General features: G+C 71.3%; 16 protein-coding genes and 1 pseudogene. 7 read left to right on the top strand and 10 right to left on the bottom strand.

Annotation, left to right across the window (positions count from 1 at the left end; genetic code table 11):
* From ACIPY5_RS19675 to ACIPY5_RS19650, 6 genes and pseudogenes are all read right to left on the bottom strand, one after another.
* Positions 1-246 (bottom strand): annotated as a pseudogene (locus ACIPY5_RS19675) (hypothetical protein); the annotation flags it as partial.
* Positions 247-402: 156 nt separating this feature from the next.
* Positions 403-1,611: a low temperature requirement protein A gene (locus tag ACIPY5_RS19670; RefSeq protein ID WP_400973856.1), complete on the bottom strand. Its 1,209-nt coding sequence runs from the start codon at positions 1,609-1,611 to the stop codon at positions 403-405.
* Positions 1,608-1,961 carry a nuclear transport factor 2 family protein gene (locus tag ACIPY5_RS19665; protein ID WP_400973853.1) on the bottom strand — a complete coding sequence of 118 codons (354 nt, stop codon included), beginning with the start codon at positions 1,959-1,961 and terminating at the stop codon, positions 1,608-1,610. Before ACIPY5_RS19665 ends, ACIPY5_RS19670 begins: the two co-directional genes overlap by 4 nt.
* Positions 1,962-2,140: 179 nt before the next feature.
* Positions 2,141-2,506, bottom strand: a complete 366-nt coding sequence (locus tag ACIPY5_RS19660) for a Fe-S protein (protein WP_400973851.1) — start codon at positions 2,504-2,506, stop codon at positions 2,141-2,143.
* Positions 2,507-2,634: 128 nt separating this feature from the next.
* Positions 2,635-3,360 carry an SDR family NAD(P)-dependent oxidoreductase gene (locus ACIPY5_RS19655; RefSeq protein ID WP_400973849.1) on the bottom strand — a complete coding sequence of 242 codons (726 nt, stop codon included), beginning with the start codon at positions 3,358-3,360 and terminating at the stop codon, positions 2,635-2,637.
* Entirely contained in the window at positions 3,357-4,067 is a 711-nt protein-coding gene (locus ACIPY5_RS19650; protein ID WP_400973846.1) for a hypothetical protein, read from the bottom strand. Before ACIPY5_RS19650 ends, ACIPY5_RS19655 begins: the two co-directional genes overlap by 4 nt.
* A 53-nt stretch (positions 4,068-4,120) precedes the next feature.
* Here ACIPY5_RS19650 and ACIPY5_RS19645 point away from each other — a divergent pair, with 53 nt between their 5' ends.
* A complete protein-coding gene (locus ACIPY5_RS19645) occupies positions 4,121-4,597 on the top strand; it encodes a MarR family winged helix-turn-helix transcriptional regulator (protein ID WP_400973843.1) in 477 nt (158 codons plus the stop codon).
* A gap of 146 nt (positions 4,598-4,743) precedes the next feature.
* Here the strand turns inward: ACIPY5_RS19645 and ACIPY5_RS19640 are convergent, their stop codons facing one another.
* Positions 4,744-5,631: a helix-turn-helix domain-containing protein gene (locus ACIPY5_RS19640; protein ID WP_400973841.1), complete on the bottom strand. Its 888-nt coding sequence runs from the start codon at positions 5,629-5,631 to the stop codon at positions 4,744-4,746.
* 185 nt (positions 5,632-5,816) lie between these two features.
* Between ACIPY5_RS19640 and ACIPY5_RS19635 the strand changes: the two genes are divergently transcribed.
* Positions 5,817-6,821 carry an aldo/keto reductase gene (locus ACIPY5_RS19635; RefSeq protein ID WP_400973838.1) on the top strand — a complete coding sequence of 335 codons (1,005 nt, stop codon included), beginning with the start codon at positions 5,817-5,819 and terminating at the stop codon, positions 6,819-6,821.
* 13 nt (positions 6,822-6,834) lie between these two features.
* Here ACIPY5_RS19635 and ACIPY5_RS19630 read toward each other — a convergent pair whose 3' ends face one another.
* Genes ACIPY5_RS19630 through ACIPY5_RS19620 form a run of 3 tightly spaced genes read right to left on the bottom strand, consistent with a single transcriptional unit; the run spans position 6,835 to position 10,671 of the window.
* A complete protein-coding gene (locus ACIPY5_RS19630; protein ID WP_400973835.1) occupies positions 6,835-8,334 on the bottom strand; it encodes a helix-turn-helix domain-containing protein in 1,500 nt (499 codons plus the stop codon).
* Positions 8,331-9,407 (bottom strand): DUF917 domain-containing protein, encoded by a 1,077-nt coding sequence (locus tag ACIPY5_RS19625; RefSeq protein WP_400973833.1) that lies wholly within the window; start codon positions 9,405-9,407, stop codon positions 8,331-8,333. The genes ACIPY5_RS19630 and ACIPY5_RS19625 overlap by 4 nt, the downstream gene beginning before the upstream one ends.
* Positions 9,397-10,671, bottom strand: a complete 1,275-nt coding sequence (locus ACIPY5_RS19620; protein WP_400973830.1) for a hypothetical protein — start codon at positions 10,669-10,671, stop codon at positions 9,397-9,399. The genes ACIPY5_RS19625 and ACIPY5_RS19620 overlap by 11 nt, the downstream gene beginning before the upstream one ends.
* A gap of 181 nt (positions 10,672-10,852) precedes the next feature.
* Between ACIPY5_RS19620 and ACIPY5_RS19615 the strand changes: the two genes are divergently transcribed.
* The 5 genes from ACIPY5_RS19615 to ACIPY5_RS19595 all read left to right on the top strand — a co-directional run bounded on the left by ACIPY5_RS19615 (position 10,853) and on the right by ACIPY5_RS19595 (position 16,884).
* Complete coding sequence (locus ACIPY5_RS19615; protein WP_309340177.1) at positions 10,853-11,170, top strand: hypothetical protein; 318 nt, start codon at positions 10,853-10,855, stop codon at positions 11,168-11,170.
* Between the two features lie 28 nt (positions 11,171-11,198).
* Positions 11,199-12,224, top strand: a complete 1,026-nt coding sequence (locus tag ACIPY5_RS19610) for a sugar ABC transporter substrate-binding protein (protein ID WP_400973826.1) — start codon at positions 11,199-11,201, stop codon at positions 12,222-12,224.
* Between the two features lie 4 nt (positions 12,225-12,228).
* A complete protein-coding gene (locus ACIPY5_RS19605; RefSeq protein WP_400973823.1) occupies positions 12,229-13,755 on the top strand; it encodes a sugar ABC transporter ATP-binding protein in 1,527 nt (508 codons plus the stop codon).
* Positions 13,752-14,735: an ABC transporter permease gene (locus ACIPY5_RS19600; RefSeq protein ID WP_400973820.1), complete on the top strand. Its 984-nt coding sequence runs from the start codon at positions 13,752-13,754 to the stop codon at positions 14,733-14,735. The genes ACIPY5_RS19605 and ACIPY5_RS19600 overlap by 4 nt, the downstream gene beginning before the upstream one ends.
* Positions 14,736-14,835: 100 nt before the next feature.
* A complete protein-coding gene (locus ACIPY5_RS19595; RefSeq protein ID WP_400973817.1) occupies positions 14,836-16,884 on the top strand; it encodes a hydantoinase/oxoprolinase family protein in 2,049 nt (682 codons plus the stop codon).

Raw genomic sequence — 16,884 nt, 5'->3', positions numbered from 1 at the left:
CAGGGTCACCGTCACGACAGCCCCCGACACCGGGGCGCCGCTGTTGTTGACGGTGATCGTGAAGTTCCCGGTCGGGGAGCACACTCCGGTCGGGATGGGCGACGAGCCGGTGACGACGATCCCCGTCGACGCGGCATGCGCCGGTACGGCGACCGCCGCGGCGACCACGGGCATGGACCAGGCCGCACCCTTGACGATCGTGCGACGTGAAACTCTGCGGAGGCCGACGCCTTCTTTGTCTTCCATAATCTCCCCAAGACTTCTGCGGAGACGTACCGCCTCCGCGCTGACGCAGCGGCGAATGCCGCTACCTCAAAGAAGGAGTCGATGGAGGACGAAAGGTGACGCCGATCGATTCGATTTCGTGGGCGAGAGGGTGCGAGAGCATCCCGTGCGCAACGGCTAGGAGCTCGCGTCCGCGGCTCGCATGCGCACGCGGACGACTTCTGTGACGGCGACGATGCCGCAGACGAGGGCCGCGGTGATCAGCCAGAACCACGGAGTGAAGGTGCTGAGCAGGATCAGCCCGGTGAGCACGAGGACGAGTGCCGACGCCCTTGCGGGCAGGGTGCGGCGCAGGATCAGCGCCCAGGTCGCGACGAAGTAGGCGGCGACGGGCACCGTGAGGGTCGCGGCGAGGGCGGTGGTCGTCGCACCATGGTGCTCTTCGAGACCGGCCAGCACGTTCTCGATGCCGACGGAGAACGCCCCGGCCGACGCGAAGACGATGAAGTGGCCGTAGCCGAACCCCATGGTGGCGCGGAGTCCACCGACCAGCTCGTCACGGGGCAACGCGAAATAGAACCACCACATGCCCGCGAGCACCGTCAGCGCCGTCGCGGCGACGCCGATGTACGTCAGGGCGCCGTGGTTCTCGATCGCCGCGAGCATCGCCGCGGTGGATCCGACGACCGACTCGCCGAGCAGGATCAGCGTGAAGGCTCCGTACCGCTCCGAGATGTGATGCGGGTGCCAGGGCGTCGACCGGGCGCGTTCGGCGAACACCGGCACCAGCAGCTCGAGCGCCACCATGGCCAGGAAGCTCGGCAGCTGTAGGGCGGCGGGGAGCAGCGGCTGGCGAAGGATCCAGAGCACCTGCACGACCGTGATGGACGCCGCGTAGCGAACCGCCGTCACCCGATACGCGGGACTCGCATACGCCACGCGGATCCACTGTGCGACGGAGCACAGGCGCAGCAGTACGTAGCCGATGACGACCCAGGTGAAGTCGCCGTCCAGAATCCCGTTGCGCGCGCCGGCCGCGATCGTGATCGCCCCGCCCATCTGAGCGATGACGAGAACACGGTAGAGCCAGTCATCGGTGTCGAAGCTGGTGCCGAACCAGGTCACGTTCATCCACGCCCACCAGATGGCGAAGAACACCATGAGGTAGGCGCCGACACCGCCGAGGATGTCGCCTTCCGCGGCAAGCTCGTGCAGCGCACCCGCGGAGATGCCCACCGCGGCCGCGAATACCAGGTCGAACAGCAGCTCGAGATTGCTGACGCCGCGGTCCTCTTCGCCCACATCGCGCGGGCGCATGCGCACGAGACCGAAGCGGGGCTGGAGCGATGCCCTCCGAGCGCTGTCGCCCGATGCCCGGTCGCTCACGCGGCCCGGATCTTCATCGACGCGATCAGTCCGTCGACCACGAGGAACTCGAACCTGCTCGGACCGTTCGCGAAGGACGACCGCCAGTCGCCGATGACGACGACGAGAGCCTGTCCCGAGTCGGTCTCGGGCGACGGTGCGCTCTCCTCGACAGCGGTGACCGTGAGCACGCCCCGTGCACCGATCAGCTCCCGGCCGCTCCACCCATCGATCTCACTCCGGCCTCGATAGATCGATCCCCAGTCATCCACGAAACCGCTCGTCGCGAAGGTCTCGAGGAATCCGGGTTGATCGAGCGCAGCCAGGCGACCGAGCGCCGTCCTCACCGCGTTGTTCCGCACCTCAGCCATGTCGAGCCCCTCTCTCTGAATCCGGCGCACGTGACCGGCCCCTAGTGACAAGGAGCTCCGTCACCGCGAGAAGTGACGGACGGGCAAGGACGTCGGGATCCGCGAGAGGACGACTGCGGCGTTCGCGCTCCCGACGGCTCTGGCATCGGGCGACGGCGAGCGACCGCGACCGGCACCGGTCAGGCGCCGTGCCAGAAGATCGCGATGCCCGCGTTCAGCACCGCGAGCGCGCCGATCGCCCAGAACGCGCCCGCGGTCGGCCGGCCCGCGCGCTCCCGGGTGATGACGACGCCGAACGCGCCGCCGATCGCGAGCGCGACGACGAGCTTCACGCCGAGTTTGAGGTAGTCCAGGTGCACCCCGGCGGGGAAGGGGATCGCGAGGAGCAGGCCGGACGCGATCATGACACCCAGCCCGGTGCGGAACAGGGTCGTGGTGACGTAGCGGCGGCGCACGGCCTGGGCGGCCCAGCCGCCCAGCAGCAGTGCGAAGCCCACGAGGTGCACGAGCACGAGGAACTCGCGCAGCAGGGACAGAGGATCCATGGGTGTCTCCAGTTTCGGATCGGATCGGACGGTCAGGGCGATGCGCGGCGTGCGGATCGGGCGCGCCGAGCGAACCCGGCGGAGCGGGTGATGGAGGGGGAGCGGGCCCGGAGGTCAGGCCGCGGAGGTCAGGCGGCGGCGGTCTTCCCGCCGTCGACGGGCAGGACCGCACCGGTGACGAACGAGGCGGCAGGCGACGCGAGCCAGGCGATCGCCTCCGCGACCTCCTCGGGGCGTCCCATCCGCTGCATCGGCACGAACCGGCCGATGTGCTCGCGCACCTCCTCGGGCTGGGTGAGCACGTGGCCGGAGGCGATCGGGCCGGGCGCGACGGCGTTGACCCGCACGCTGCGGGCGGCCTCGTCGAGGGCCGTGGTGCGGGTCAGGCCGACCACGCCGTGTTTGGCGGCCGCGTAGGCCGACATCCCCGGCGCCCCGCCGATGCCCGCGGTGGAGGACACGTTCACGACCGCCCCGCCGTCGACGATCGCGGCGAGCTCGGCCCGCAGGCAGCGTGCCAGCCCCAGGAGGTCCACCGTGAGCACGCGTTCCAGCTCGGCATCATCGATCGCGCTGAGAGGGCGCGGCATGTGCGCGACGCCGAGATTGTTGACGGCGACCTGGATGCCGCCAGGAGCGTGGAGGGAGAGGAACGCCTCGAGCGCGCCCTCCGCCGAGGCGTCGAACGCGCCCACGGCCACGTCGCTCCCGGTCGCCCGCAGTTCCGCGGCGAGAGCGTCGAGCGGCTCCTGCCGGCGCGCCACGAGGAGCATCCGGTGCCCTTCGGCGGCGATCCGTCGTGCGACCGCCTCTCCGATCGCGCCGTTCGCGCCGACCACGATCGCGCAGCTCATGGCCGGTCCTCCCTGCTCGCGAGGCGCGGATCGCGCCGGGGGCGATCCCGGGGGAGGAGGAACGCCGCGGCGATGAGCCAGGCGCCGCCGCCGAAGCGGACGACAGGAAGAAGAGCCTGCAGCGGATCCAGCACGAGCGAGAGGAACGACACCTCGCCCGCGGCGGCGATCACGAGCCCGACCAGGGCGAGCCACCGCGGCATGAGCCGCAGGATGTACGCAGGGACCGCGACACCCGCGATCAGCAGGCCCATGCCCACCGCGTACCCGACGCCGCCGAGCCCGAAGGCGAGTCGGCCGAGCGCCGCGGTCGCCCCCGGATCCACCGGATCGGAGCCGGAGGCGATCGACCAGGTCACCAGGGCGGAGACGAGCAGCAGCAGCGAGGCGGCGATGCCGCCGTACAGGCCGATCACCGGGCCGGGGACCCGCACGCCCAGCCGGAGCTGCCGCGCATAGACGGAGGCGGCGAGGATCCCCAGTGGCACGGCCGCGCCGAGCTGCAGCGTCGCCGCGATGCGGATCGGAAGGGCGTGCGCCGCGTACCAGGCGGCGACCTCGGCGGCGGGTGCGAACGGCGCGGGAGCGGATCCGGTCCCGGCGAGCAGGGTGACGACTCCGGCGATCGTGAGCGCGAACGTCACGATCGCGAGCGGGCCCAGGGGAGGTCCGCCGGGTCGGCGGGAGGGCTGCGAATATTCGGTCATGCCAATAACGATGCATGCTATGAATCATTCTGTCAAGGGACTATGCTGAGGTGATGGACACCCCCCGCCGACCCGAGCGCACGGGCTTCCTCCTCTCCCAGCTCGGATCCTTCGCGGCCGCGCGCTTCGCCGAACTCGTCAAGCCGGCCGGCCTCACTCCGGCGACCGCCGGCGCGCTGCGCATCCTGGCGCGCAATCCCGGACTCAGCCAGCGCGCGCTCGCCGACCGGCTCGGTGCGGTGCCCAGTCGTGTGGTGGTGCTCGTCGATACGCTCGAGAACGCGGGGTTCGTCTCCCGCACGCGTGACCCCGACGATCGTCGGCACCACCGGCTCGATCTCACCGACGCGGGCCGCGCCGCCCTGCAGGGCCTGCGCGCGGCGGCCGAGCAGCAGAACGCCGACATCCTCGGGCCGCTCGATCCCGCGGAGCGCGAGGCGTTCGCGGCTCTCATCGCCCGGCTCGCCGCCGCGCACGGCATCGACCCCGACGTGCATCGCGGCTTCAGCGACCACCCGCACGCGCGCTGAGGGGCGCCGCTCGCGCGGGGCGCGCCGACCGTGTCCCACTTCTTGCCGGGTCGTGTCCCCACTTCTGGCTCGGAAAACCGCGGTGCGCGAGCCGAAATGGGGACATGGTCTGCGTCGGAACCGGCGGGAACAGCCGGATCCGGGGGTCAGCGCTCCGCGCGGAGCCGCTCCTCCTCGTCGGTCGCCGCCCAGCTGGCGAGCATCCGCAGCGCATCCGCGGTCCCGGATCCGGGTTCCGCGGTGTAGACGGCCATCATGACGCCGGGGTCCGCGGAGAGATCCAGTCCCTCGTAGGTGAGGTCCAGGTCGCCGACGACGGGGTGATGCAGGCGCTTGATCCCGGTGCGGTGGAAGCGCACGTCGTGCGCCGCCCAGAGGGTGCGGAACTCCGCCGAGCGCTCCGAAAGCTCGGCGACGATCGCCGCGAGCATCGGGTCGGCGGGATGCCGGCCCACCTCCGCGCGGACCGTCGCGACCAGGTCCTGAGCTACCTGATCCCACTCCCGATAGAACGTGCGCGCCGCGGGATCGAGGAACGCGAAGCGCAGGCTGTTCGGGGCGGCGTCCGCGAAGAGCGGCGCGTACAGCGCTCGCCCCAGCCGGTTGGCGCCGAGGTAGTCGAAGCCGCCGCCGCGCACGATCGCCGGCGCGTCGACGATCGCGTCGAGCATCCGGAGCACGCCGGGGCGGAGCGCGACGGGGCGCGGCCGTGCCGCGGAGCCCGTGCGGGCGGTGCGATCCGCGCCGCGGGCGAGGTCGAACAGGTGCGCCGTCTCGGCCTCGTCCAGTTGCAGGGCCATCGCGATCCCGCCCAGCACCGCGTCGGAGGCGCGGGAGAGATCGCCGCGCTCGATGCGGATGTAGTAGTCGACGCTCACGCCGGCCAGCAGCGCCACCTCTTCGCGGCGGAGCCCGGGGACCCGCCGGAACCGTCCGTAGGCGGGAAGCCCCGCCTGCTCCGGGGAGAGGCGGGCGCGGCGCGAGGTGAGGAAGTCCTGCACCTCGGCCCTGGCGTCCCGCGCGTGCTCGTCCATCCCTCGACCGTACGCGCCGCGTCCTCCCGGTGCCAGGCACTGGCAGTACCCGGAACATCCGGGTCTGGCGCCGGCCCTCGATCCGGAGTCGACTGGAGGAGCCCCGGAAGCACGGGGCGCAGAACGCACCGGCCGACGCGATCGCGGGACCGGAATCGCAGGAATCGCAGAAGGAGGAGACGAGCATGCACACGCGCACACTCGGACACGGCATCGACGGGGCGGGCCTGGAGGTCTCGGCGATCGGCCTCGGCGCGATGGGGATGTCGCAGAGCTACGGACCCAACCCCGGCAGCAGGGACGACATGATCGCCGTGCTGCGCTCCGCGCTCGACCATGGCGTGACCCTCATCGACACGGCGGAGGTCTACGGCCCCTACGTCAACGAGGAGCTCGTCGGCGAAGCACTGAAACCCGTCAGGGACGAGGTCGTGATCGCCACGAAGTTCGGCTGGCACATCGAGGAGGACGGCCGCTACACGGGAGTGGACAGCAGGCCCGAGCAGATCCGCCGGGTCGCGGAGGCCTCCCTCCGCCGGCTGCGCACCGACGTCATCGACCTCTTCTACCAGCACCGGGTGGATCCGGCGGTGCCGATCGAGGACGTCGCCGGGACGGTCGGCGAGCTCGTGCGTGAGGGCAAGGTCCGTCACTTCGGCATGTCGGAGGCGTCCGCGGCGACCATCCGCCGCGCGCACGCGGTGTTCCCGGTGACCACCGTGCAGAGCGAGTACTCGTTGTGGACGCGGGATCCGGAGGCCGAAGTGCTGCCCGCGCTCGCCGAGCTCGGGATCGGCTTCGTGCCGTTCAGCCCCCTCGGCAAGGGCTTCCTCACCGGCACGGTCACGGCGCAGACCTCCTTCGCCGACGGCGACATCCGCGCCACGATCCCGCGGTACACGGTCGGCAACCGCACCGAGAATCAGCGGCTCGTCGACCACGTGGCCGCGCTCGCCGCGGCCAGGGGCGCGACGCCGGGGCAGATCGCGCTCGCCTGGCTTCTCGCCCAGGAGCCGTGGATCGTGCCGATCCCGGGCACCCGGCGCACCGCCCGCATCGCCGAGAACGCCGGATCCACCGCGGTCGCGCTGTCCGCCGACGAGCGCGCGGACCTCGACTCGCTGGCCTCGCGGCTCGGCGTCGCCGGCGATCGCTACAACCCGGACCAGTTCTCCTACGTGGGACGCTGACCGGACGACGCGGTCAGTCCACGGTCCTGCTCCTCTCCTCCGGGCGGTGCACGGCGGAGAGGAGCAGGTGCACCGGCAGCACCTCGGCCGGGTCGGTCAGGGCGAGCCCGAGCTCCTCGGCGCGACGCAGCCGCGCCTTGAGCGTGTTGCGATGCACGCCGAGTCGATCCGCGGCGACCGTGAGCGACCCCCGCGCCTCGGCGCGGGCGAGCAGGGCGTCGATCACCTGGGGCGCGGCGGGGTCGGCGGACAGGCGAGGGAAGAGCGCCGCCACGAGCTGTTCGGCGAGATCGACGGGCACGAGGCGCCCGATCACCGAAGCCGTGATCCGGTCGAACTCGAGGAACGCCTCGGATGCGGCGGCGTCCGGGCCCGGATCCGCGAGACGGGCGGCGAGCCAGGCCTCCCGGACGGCGTCCCGCGCCTCGGCGCGGGAGTGGTGCCGGCGGGAGGCGCCTCCGGACAGCGGCAGTCCGGCCGCGCGGACGAAGCCGGTCCGCACCCGATCGATCTGCGCCTCCAGGCTCTCCGGATCCGGTGCGGGCAGGATCCCGAACCATCCGCCGTCGAATCGCGTGAGCGGGTGGTCCCGGAAGGCGAGATACCAGAGCTGGTGCACGAGCGCCCCGATGCGGGCGGGCTCCTCGGAGCGCAGGCAGATCGCGACGAACGCACCATCGAGGGGGAGCGCGGCCGGCCCTTCCCCCGCGCCGAGGTCCGGCTCGAGGAAGTCGCCGATCATCGGCGATCCGGTCAGCGCGGTGATCGCGATCGTCGGAAGGGAGTCGCGGGTCGCGGCGACCCGCTGCTCGAGCAGGAGTGCTCTGATCGAAGGAGCGGCCTCCGCGAGCAGCTGTTCGCCGAAGCCGACCATCGCCGCAGGCAGCCGCGCGACGAGGATCCCCATGCCGCGGTCGCGCGGGGCGAGGCTCGTCCGCACGAGCTGTGTCGCGGTCGCCGGTGCGGGCTCCGTCCTCCCCGGCACGGATCCGAACGTGCGCACGCCGGCCGACTCGATCCACACGCCCGCGGCGTCGAGCTCCTCGGAGAGCAGGGCGACCGCCTCGGACGGGTCCGCGGCGCCGGCGAGCCGCTCGACGACCGCGTGCACGCGCGCCATCGTCTCGGCGCGCGCGGTGCCCAGCCGGATCGCCGCGTCGATCGCGAGACGCGTCATGTCGCGGTGCGTGGTGAGCAGGGACACCTCGAGGCGCCGGGCGAGCTCCACGACGGACGCGGTGAAGGGCTGCTCCGGGACGATGAGCGCGCAGGCGCGGCGCTCCCAGGCGTATCGCAGTGCGGCCGAGATCATCCAGCCGCCGCGCGCGCCCCCGGGGGACAGGAGCACGACCGTGTCAGGGCCGACCGCGCCGATGTCCTCGAAGTCGGTGACGAGGGCGACGTCGCGGACGGGGCTCCGCTCCGAGACGAGGTGCAGCATCGTCAGCCCGTCGAGCTCGCGGGCTCCGATGAGGTCGCGCAGCTCGACGGCTCCGCGTGCGGATGCGCTCATGCTCGGCTCCTTCTGCGGTCGGGAAGCACCGCGTGCATGGTCTCGGGCGCCGCGAGGCGCCTGCCTTCCGGCGTGTACCACTGGGCGGCAGCGGGCAGTACGACCAGATCCAGGGTGTTCCCGGCCCAGAGGTCGTCGAGGCTGGCGACCTGCCCGTCTTCGGGGTGCAGCATCGTGATGATGTCGGGGATCACGGCCTCCGGGGCGCCGTCGATCATGAGCATGAGCAGCTCGTTCTGGATCTCTAGCTGGACGAAGCGCCCCTGCGTCTCCTCGATGAGGACCACGCTCGACGGATGGTCGGGCTCGCCCGCCGGTGCGGGGCGGGAGAGTCCGGCGACATCGGCGACGCGGGCGCGGATGATCCTGCGCACGCCTTCGGTGCGGCGCAGCAGATCGTGCTTCTCCGCGACGGGGAGCGCGGAGTCCAGGATCCGGCCGATGCGCACCATGCGCGAGACGCTGCCGAGGACGCCCGTTCGGGCCAGATCGCGGGCGGTCATCGGGTAGAGCGCCGACGCCGACCAGCCGCCGAACTCCTCGGCGAGCGCGCGGACGAGCCGCTCGGCCCGGCGGGGCTGCGCGACGCGGAGCACCGCGGACTCGCCGACGGGACCGGTCGCGGCCAGAGGACCGGCGGGCAGGCCGGCGAGCGTGAACACCGACTGGAACAGCAGCGGGAAGACGCGGCCCATCGGGTCGGCGTCGACCGTGGGACGCCCGAGCTGCATCCCGGTGAGCAGCGGGACCATGGAGTTCACGTTCGCGGCGGCGAGCGGGAAGAGTCCCTCGATCCGGCGGCCGAGTTCGCGCTCGAGCAGCTCGACGCTGGTGACGAACTCGTCGCCGGCCGGACGGAGCTCGGACAGCGGCAGCCCGTTGTTGACGAAGCCCACCGCGGCGACGAGCGCGTCGTCGTCGAGCTCGCCCACCTCGATCACCTCGGGCCCGTCGTCACCGGCCGTCATCCGGGCGAGGATCCGGTCCTGCTGCTCGTCGCACCACTCGGGATCCGCGGCGCAGGCCAGGAACAGCGCGCCGGTGCGAAGGTGGCGGACGTCGTCAGCGCTCAACCGCATCGTGCGCGCCCTCTCCCGTCGGTTCGGCGGCGACGCCGTGCACGCGCACGGAGACCACGCGGGCGTGCTCGTAGGTGGTCGCGACGAGCCGCGACTCGACGATCCGGACCATCGAGGGCGGCGCACCGAACGCCACGAGCCGCGCGTGGACGCGGGCCTCCGCCGCGCGCAGCTCATGCGCCATCTCGGTCGCGTTGCCCGCCCTGACCACGCCCAGCGCCCAGTCCGACAGCGGCGCGACGGCGGCGCCGAGCGCGCGCAGGTCGGTGTCGGCCTCGACCGCGCCGTGATCGTCCAGCCCCTCGTCGAGCTCCGCGCCGACGGCCGCGACCAGGCGCGGGGCCGGGACGCGCCCGTGCAGGAGGATCCTGGTCGCGGGAACGAGATGCGCGGCCTGGGTGGCGAGACGTGCGCCGTTCCAGCGCAACTGCGGGACGACCGCGGGCACTTCGTCCCTCATCGTGCCCAGGATCGGGCCGGACGCGGTCGCGAGGATCAGGTCGCCCTCGGTCAGGCCGCAGAACGAGGCTCCGCCGACGAACTCGATCGCCGGGCCGGAGAGCGCCGAGTGGACGGGTGCGGCCGCGAGCCGGCTGAGCGGCACGCGGCCGCCGTCGTTGCGGGTGACCGAGAGCCTCGCCCCCGGGAACCGCCGGCCCGAGATCAGGGAGAGCGAGGTCGTGAGCGCCTCGGCGTCGGCGGACATGGCGCTGTTCAGCTCCGCCGTGCGCTCGCGCGTGGCGAAGGAGTTGCTGTCGAACGAGTGCGAGAACGTCACGCTGAGGGGACCGCCGTGCTCGAGGAGGATCTCTCCCGCGGCGAGCTCGTGCGCGGGGTTGGCGAACGAGCCGACGCTCGTGATCACGACCCTCGAGCCGCCGGGGATCCCGGCCGCGGCCGTGCGGAATCCCTCCGCGTCGAAAGGGGCCAGCTCGTCGCCGAGCGTGGTGTGGCCGCCGCGCACGTGCAGGATCGGGGCCGTGCCGACGTGCGGCTCGTCGGTGCGCTCGACGGGAGGGCGCGGCGCGATGCGGACGACCGTGAGGGGGGCGTCGCCTGCTCTGCGCAGCACCGTGCTCAGGTCGAAGGAGATGGAGTCGACCGCATCCCCGGGGGAGGTCGGGAAGCGCGCCAGCAGGCGGTCGAGCGGCGCCTCGATCCCGGAGGAGATCGGAACGACCACGTCGGTCCGGCGACCGTCGAGGTGCAGGCCGACGGCCGAGAGGCGGTCGTCGTAGACACCGATTCCGATTCGCACGGGCTTCCCATCGTCGTTGAGGTCACATTCATTGTTTTGCACAAATCGGATGGACAGCAAGATGCAAAACGCACTGGAGGCTCCGAAGGGCAGCGGCTAACTTCATGTCAGCGCTCCCGGGATCCCGATCCCCGGCGGGCGCGAGACCCCACCCGAACCCGACAACGGAGTCCCGACCCTGATGATTCGTTCCGTCCTGACCCTCCGCCCTGCGCCCGCGAACGTGGACGCCATCCTGTCCCTGTACCGACGGGAGTCGATCCTGCAGGAATCGCTCGACCTCACGCGCGCGGTCGCATCGGAGATCGCGACCGCCGTCGACGGATCCGGCGAGATCATCGTGACCGCCGTCTGGCCGGACGAGGCCGCGTATCAGGAGTGGCTCGATCATCCGAACCGAGGCCGCACCGGCCCGGAGCTCGCCGCGCTGCTCGGCACGGCCGTCACGGCCGGGCGGCTCTACGCGATCGACCACGCGGCCCCCGAGAACGTCCGCTGACACCCCTCACCCACGAAAGAAGACTGCAATGACGCACCTCTCACGAATCATCGCCGGCGCCGGAGTCGTCGCTCTCGGCGTCTCCCTGGCCGCCTGCAGCTCGGGCAGCGGCTCCGGCGGAGACACGTACTCGATCGTCTTCCTCGCCTCCTCCTCGCAGAACGGCTACAACCAGGCCGTCTACGAAGGGGTGCAGAAGGAGGCGAAGGACCTCGAGAAGAAGTTCGGGATCACCATCACCACCAAGATCCAGGACGGCCAGTTCGACGCCAACACCCAGCTCTCCCAGCTGCAGAACGCCGGCACCACGGGGCAGGCGAGCGGCATCATCGTGGTGCCGCAGGACGGCCCCGGCCTCGCCGCCGCGTTCCCTCTCGGCAACGACGTGCCCGTGGTCTCGGTGCTGAACCCGATCGGCCCCGACATCGACAAGATGACCCCGCAGATCGAGGGCGTGGTGTCGACGGTCGCCTCGTCCCCCTCGGAGGGCGCGGCGCGGCAGGCGCAGACCGTCGTCGACTACTGCAAGAACATCGACCCCTGCAAGATCGGCCTCGTCGCCGGCCTGCTGAACTCCCCGCTCGACGTCGCGCGCATCGCGGCATGGAAGAAGGTGCTCGGACAGTCCCCGAACATCCAGATCGTGGGGACGGTCGAGGGCGCCTACGACCGCGACAAGTCGCTCACGGCGGTCTCGAACCTGCTGCAGGCGAACAAGGACATCAACGGGATCCTGAGCAACGCCGACCAGCAGACCCAGGGCGCCCAGATCGCGCTGGAGAACGCCGGCATCGATCCCTCGAAGATCTTCCTCACGGGCGGCGGCGGGACGACCGAGGCCGTCAAGGCCGTCCGCGACGGCAAGTGGACGAACGACTACCTGAACTACCCGGTGAGCATGGGCAAGGCCGCGCTCGAGCAGCTCGTCAACAAGCTGCGCGGGGAGAAGGTCCAGGCCGTCGTCGACGCGGACTCCCTGGTCAAGATCGGTCCGATGGCCACCAAGAAGGATCTCGACGCCGTGCCGGACTTCACCGGCGAGTGGAACGGCTAGGCGGATGACAGTGCCGACCGGCTCCGTGCTCGTCGAACTGCGCGGTGTGGAGAAGCGTTTCGGGGCGACCCACGCCCTCGACGCGGTCTCGCTCGACGTGCGCGCGGGGGAGATCCACGCCTTCGTCGGCGAGAACGGGGCCGGCAAGTCCACGCTCGGCAAGGTGATCGCCGGCATCTACTCCGCCGATCAGGGCGAGGTGCTCGTCGACGGCGTCGCGGTCGAGAGATGGAACCCCGGGATCGCACAGCGGCGCGGGATCGCGATGATCGCGCAGGAGCTCGCTCTGGTTCCCGACCTCACCGTCGCGCAGAACGTGTTCCTCGGCGCCGAGCAGCACCGGCTCGGCATCGAGCGGCGGAACCTCGATGCGCGCTTCGCCGCCCTGGACGCCGAGATCGGCTTCGGCCTCGACCCGCGTGCCAGGGTGCGGGACCTGCGGATCGCTGACAAGCAGAAGGTGGAGATCCTCCGCTCGCTGGCCCGGGACGCGAGGGTCATCGTGATGGACGAGCCGACCTCGTCGCTGACCGCACACGAGATGACCCAGCTCGAGGACCTGATGCGCACCCTGAGGGATCGCGGATGCTGCGTCATCTACGTCTCGCACTTCCTCGACTCGGTGCTCGGCGTCGCGGATCGCATCACGGTGATGCGGGACGGGCGCCGGATCGAGACCTTCGACGCGGCCGCCGTGCGCAAGCACGATCTGGTCACCTCGATGCTCGGGCGCGAGATGGACCAGGCCTACCCGGAACGCCCGGCGGCCCCGGGCGCCGATGCGGCGGTCCGCCTCGACGTGCGGCGCCTGCGCACGGACACGGGCGTCGAGGAGATGACCTTCACGGTCCGCGCCGGCGAGATCGTCGGGCTTCTCGGCCTCGTCGGAAGCGGTCGCACCGAGTGCCTCCGCGCCGTGTTCGGGCTCGACCCGATCATCGAGGGGGAGGTCCGCTTCGACGATCGCGACTGGGCGGGCCGCACGCCGAAGCAGTCGATCGATGCGGGCCTGGTGCTGGTGTCGGAGGACCGTCACAAGGACGGGCTCGTGCTGCAGCGCTCCGTGCGGGAGAACATGGCGCTCGCGAGCCTCGGCGCGCGGTCCCGCGGCGGCGTCATCGACGGTCGCCGGGAGCGCTCCCTCGCCGAGGAGCTCGCCCGCGCGCTGGAGATCCGGCCCCTCGACACCGAGCTCCCGGTCGGCTGGTTCTCCGGAGGGAACCAGCAGAAGGCCCTGCTCGGCAAGGCGCTGGCGGCGCGCCCGAAGGTGATCATCCTCGATGAGCCCACGCGCGGCGTGGACGTCGGCGCCAAGCGCACCATCTACGAGCTGATCGCCCGGCTCGCCGAGGAGGGGATCGCCGTGCTGCTGATCTCCTCGGAGCACGAGGAGATCATGGAGCTCGCCCATCGCGCCTACCTGGTCTCCGACGGCCGCACGTTCGCGGAGATCGTCCCCGAGCAGACCACCGTGGAGGACGTGCTGTTCCGGCTCTTCCACGTGACCCCCGGAGAGGAGGCGGCAGCGTGAGCGAGGCCGTCAACACCACGGCGACGCAGACGCGCGCCCGCAGGAAGTTCTCGATCACCGAGCTCGCGATCGAGTACGCGGTCCTGCTGCTGCTCGCGGCGATCCTGATCGCGCTCGCGATCCTGTCGCCGTCGTTCTTCACGTTCGGCAACATCGTGAACATCCTGAACCAGAACACCCCGCTCGTCATCATCGCGGCGGCCGGGACGTTCGTCATCATCTCGGGGAACTTCGATCTGTCGACCGGCGCCATCTACGGGGTCGCGGGGGTCGTCTCGGCATGGCTCGCCGTCACGACGGGCAATGTCTGGCTGGCCCTGCTCGCCGCGTCGGTGATCGGCCTGGTGCTGGGGGCGTTCAACGGCGTCGTGATCACGAAGCTGCGCGTCCACTCGTTCCTCGCGACGCTCGCCTCGTCGATGATCTTCACCACCATCGCGGTGCTGATCACCGGCGGCAGCCTCATCACCGTGACGACGCCCGGCTTCACCGCGCTCGGGCGCAACCGGATCGGCGGGATCTTCATCGCCGTCTTCGTGATGATCGTGGTCGTGGCGCTGCTGTGGTTCGTCCTGTCCCGCACGGTGTTCGGCCGTCATGTCTACGCGATCGGCGGCAACCCCGAGGCGGCGGAGCTCTCGGGAGTCCAGGTCACGAGGACGCGCATCGTCGTCTTCGTGCTGAGCGGCCTCGCGGCGGGCGCGGCGGCGGCGATCGGCGTCTCCCGGATCTCCTCGGGCCAGCCTCTCGCGGGCGCAGGGCTGGAGCTGAGCGCGATCGCCGCGGTCATCCTCGGTGGCACCAGCATCTACGGAGGCATCGGCGCCGTCTGGCGTTCGGTCGCGGGCGTGTTCCTCATCGCCCTCATCGGCAACGGCTTCGACCTGCTCAACCTCAATCCCCAGCTCAAAGACATGGTGACCGGCTTCATCATCCTCGCGGCCGTCGGCCTCTCGGCCGCCGGTCGCAGGAAACGCTGACCGCACCTCCATCCGGGTACCCGATCCGCTGGCGCGCCGTCGCCGCCGGGTTCCGCGGGCTGCCCGAAAACTCCTCGAACCCTCGGAAGGAACCCCTTTCATGTCCGAAAACATCCGCATCGCCGTCGACGTCGGCGGGACGTTCACCGACGTGGTGAAGCTCGTCCCCGAGACGGGAGAGCTCCGCTTCGAGAAGGTGCCGACCACGCCCTCGGAGCCCACGGCGGGAGTCCTCGCCGCCTTCGACAAGGCGGAGGCCGATCCGGCGCAGGTCTCGATGTTCAACCACGGCAGCACGCTGGGCCTCAACTCCCTGCTGACCCGGACCGGTGCCAGGATCGCGACCATCGCGACGCGCGGCTTCCGTGACGTCTACCTGCTCGGGCGCACCGACCGCCGGGTGATGTACGACATCGGCTACCGCAAGCCCGAAGCGCTGCTGGAGCGGTTCGACACCTTCGAGGTGGCGGAGCGCAGCATGTTCGACGGCTCCGTCGCCGTGCCTCTCGACGAGGACGACGCACGGGAGATCGCACGGGAGATCCGCCGCAGGGGCTACGACGCCGTCGCCGTGGCGTTCCTGCACGCCTACGCGAACCCGGAGCACGAGGTCCGCATGCGCGAGATCCTGACGGAGGAGGCTCCGGACCTCGAGATCACGCTCTCGCACGAGCTGTCGCGCGAGTACCGGGAGTACGAGCGCACCAGCACCGCCGTGCTCGACGCCTACATCAAGCCGATCATGCGCGGCTATCTGCGGGCGCTCGAAGGCGAGCTGGAGCGCCGCGGGTTCGGCGGGCGCTTCCTCATGTCGCGCTCCGGCGGCGGCGCGATGACGGCCTCGGCCGCGCGGGAGCAGCCCGTGAACCTCATCCTGTCGGGGCCGGCCGGCGGCGTCGTCGGGGCGGCCGCGTTCTCGAAGCTCATCGGGCGGCCGAACCTCATCACGATCGACATGGGCGGCACGAGCCTCGACGCCTCCCTCGTCCAGGACGGGAGCCCCGTCCTCTATCACGGCGCCGAGTTCGAGGGTCTCCCGATCAACACGCCCTCGCTCTACATCCACACGATCGGCGCCGGCGGCGGATCCCTGGGCTACCTGGACGAGGGTGGGGCGCTCCAGGTGGGGCCGAAGAGCGCCGGCGCGATGCCGGGACCGGCCGCGTACGGGCGGGGCGGAACGGAGCCGACGTTCACCGACGCGGCTCTCGCGATCGGCTACCTCGGGACCGACACCCCGCTCGGCGGCGAGCTCACGCTCGACCGCGAGAAGTCCCTCGCCGCGCTGGCCCCGATCGCGGAGACCCTGGGGCTGACGGTCACGCAGCTCGCCCGGGGCATGGTCCGCATCTCCAACACCAAGATCATGGGCGCCGTGCGCGCGATCACGATCGAGCTCGGGCACGACCCCAAGGACTTCGCCCTGCTCTCCTTCGGCGGGGGCGGCGGGCTGGTCGCCGTCGACGTGGCGAGGGATCTCGGGATCCCCGAGGTGATCGTGCCGCCCGGACAGGGAGCGTTCTCGGCGCTCGGCATGCTCATGGCGGACGTGCAGCACGACTACTCGCGCACGAGCCTGCAGGCGCTGCACGAGCTGGACGCCTCGGTCGCCGACGCGCTCTACGCCGGGATGGAGAGCGAGGCCCGCGAGACGCTGCGCGCGGAAGGGTTCGACGACGACCGGATGGTCTTCCACCGGGTCGTCGCCGTGCGCTACTCGGGGCAGGAGCACGCGGTCACGGTCACCTATCCCGAGGACGGATCCGATCCTCGCGAGGCGATCCGATCCGAGTTCAACCGCCTGCACGAGCGTCAGTACGGCCACGTCATGGATGACCCCATCGAGACCACGACGCTGCGCCTGAGCGCGCTCGGCATCGTCGACAAGCCGGATCTGCCGCACGTCGCGCGCCGATCCCCCGGGGACGGCCCGGCGTTCCGCACCCGCACGGTCGTGCTCGACGGCGACGAGACGGCCGAGTACGCGCTCGTCTCCCGCGAGGAGCTGCTGGCCGGCGACGTGATCGAAGGGCCGGCCGTCATCACCGAGCACACCGCGACCACGGTCCTGCATGCCGGCGACCGGCTCGAGGTCGGCGGATACGGCGAGCTCGTCATCTCGATCCAGTACGCACAGAAGGGAGCGTGA

The organism is Microbacterium sp. NPDC089698 (genome assembly GCF_044749045.1).
In the GTDB taxonomy this organism is placed as follows: domain Bacteria; phylum Actinomycetota; class Actinomycetes; order Actinomycetales; family Microbacteriaceae; genus Microbacterium.
This window is presented reverse-complemented; position numbering and strand designations above follow the sequence as displayed.

Bases quoted from the DNA above. Each gene is read 5' to 3' on its own strand.
- ACIPY5_RS19665 (WP_400973853.1), bottom strand. From the start codon at position 1,961: ATGGCTGAGGTGCGGAACAACGCGGTGAGGACGGCGCTCGGTCGCCTG.
- ACIPY5_RS19660 (WP_400973851.1), bottom strand. From the start codon at position 2,506: ATGGATCCTCTGTCCCTGCTGCGCGAGTTCCTCGTGCTCGTGCACCTC.
- ACIPY5_RS19655 (WP_400973849.1), bottom strand. From the start codon at position 3,360: ATGAGCTGCGCGATCGTGGTCGGCGCGAACGGCGCGATCGGAGAGGCG.
- ACIPY5_RS19650 (WP_400973846.1), bottom strand. From the start codon at position 4,067: ATGACCGAATATTCGCAGCCCTCCCGCCGACCCGGCGGACCTCCCCTG.
- ACIPY5_RS19645 (WP_400973843.1), top strand. From the start codon at position 4,121: ATGGACACCCCCCGCCGACCCGAGCGCACGGGCTTCCTCCTCTCCCAG.
- ACIPY5_RS19640 (WP_400973841.1), bottom strand. From the start codon at position 5,631: ATGGACGAGCACGCGCGGGACGCCAGGGCCGAGGTGCAGGACTTCCTC.
- ACIPY5_RS19635 (WP_400973838.1), top strand. From the start codon at position 5,817: ATGCACACGCGCACACTCGGACACGGCATCGACGGGGCGGGCCTGGAG.
- ACIPY5_RS19630 (WP_400973835.1), bottom strand. From the start codon at position 8,334: ATGAGCGCATCCGCACGCGGAGCCGTCGAGCTGCGCGACCTCATCGGA.
- ACIPY5_RS19615 (WP_309340177.1), top strand. From the start codon at position 10,853: ATGATTCGTTCCGTCCTGACCCTCCGCCCTGCGCCCGCGAACGTGGAC.
- ACIPY5_RS19610 (WP_400973826.1), top strand. From the start codon at position 11,199: ATGACGCACCTCTCACGAATCATCGCCGGCGCCGGAGTCGTCGCTCTC.
- ACIPY5_RS19605 (WP_400973823.1), top strand. From the start codon at position 12,229: ATGACAGTGCCGACCGGCTCCGTGCTCGTCGAACTGCGCGGTGTGGAG.
- ACIPY5_RS19595 (WP_400973817.1), top strand. From the start codon at position 14,836: ATGTCCGAAAACATCCGCATCGCCGTCGACGTCGGCGGGACGTTCACC.